1 protein-coding gene is annotated in these 1,077 nt (G+C 66.9%); it reads right to left on the bottom strand.

From position 1 onward, the window contains the following. Window positions 1–98: 98 nt before the first annotated feature. On the bottom strand, window positions 99–875 hold the full coding sequence (locus I4J89_RS49085; protein ID WP_196421100.1) for a transposase family protein: 777 nt from the start codon (window positions 873–875) through the stop codon (window positions 99–101). Between the last annotated feature and the right edge of the window lie 202 nt (window positions 876–1,077).

Raw genomic sequence — 1,077 nt, 5'->3', positions numbered from 1 at the left:
CACCTTTTCCAGGAGCCACACCCGGTCGCGATCATGACGCCGACCCTGCCAGCCAGCCCCAGGCCAGCCAAGAACTACTTTCACAGCCTTTTCCATCCTTAGTAGATCGGGTTCTCGACGTGGTGCAGGACGAGGATGGCCTGCACGATCGCGGTGGTCCGGGACGGGCTGCAGCGCAGCTTGGTCAGGATGTTCCAGGTCTTGAGGGTGGAGACGGCGCGTTCACCGCGGGCTCGGACGCGGGCGTGGGATCTGTTCACGGCCTTCTGTCGGCGTGACAGCCGCGGCCGGTACCGGTGTCGTTTGAACGGTGTGCGGATGATGCCGCCGGCGCCTTGATAGGCCTTGTCGGCGAAGGTCATCACGTTCGCGCTGGTCAGTGCGTCGATGATGCCGTGGGTTCGGGCCGCGGTCAGGTCGTGCGCGGAGCCGGGCAAGGCCGGCGACGCCCAGACCAGGCGGCCGGCCGGGTCTGCGATGACTTGGACGTTCATGCCGTGCCGGCGGTGTTTTCCGGAGTAGTACGGCTTCTGATCGTGCACGCGGTCGATCGGGATCAGGGTGCCGTCGCAGAGCGCGTACGCCAGCCGCCGGATCCTGCTCATCGCCGTTTGCAGGTCGTCGGCGGTCGCGGCGAGCAGGGTGATCGCCTCGTGGACGTAGCGCCAGGCGGTGGCCACGCCGATCTCGAAGCCAGCGGCCAGGCGGGTGAAGGTGTCGCCGTTGCGCAGGTGGGCCAAAGCGAGCAGTGCTTGCCGGCCGGGCTCCAGGCGCCGCCAACGGGATCGTCGCTGCTGGCGATGGGTTCGGATCAGGCTGGCGAGGTGGTTCAGCGAGCGGGTGGACAGCGGGATGGTGGCAGGGTAAGACAGCAACGAGGCTCCCGGCGGGGGCATCTTTCTTGGTCGATTGCTGTCCTACCGGGAGCCTCACCTCACGCGACTACCGGGCTCCTCGACGCCGCTGACCTGCGCCATCAGGTTGGAAAAGGCTGTGAAAGTAGTTCTTGGCTGGCCTGGGGCTGGCTGGCAGGGTCGGCGTCATGATCGCGACCGGGTGTGGCTCCTGGAAAAGGTG

It is taken from the genome of Actinoplanes aureus, from assembly GCF_015704865.1.
Classification (GTDB): Bacteria; Actinomycetota; Actinomycetes; order Mycobacteriales; family Micromonosporaceae; genus Actinoplanes; species Actinoplanes aureus.
Note: the sequence above shows the minus strand (reverse complement) of the source record. Positions and strands in the feature narration are given on the sequence as shown.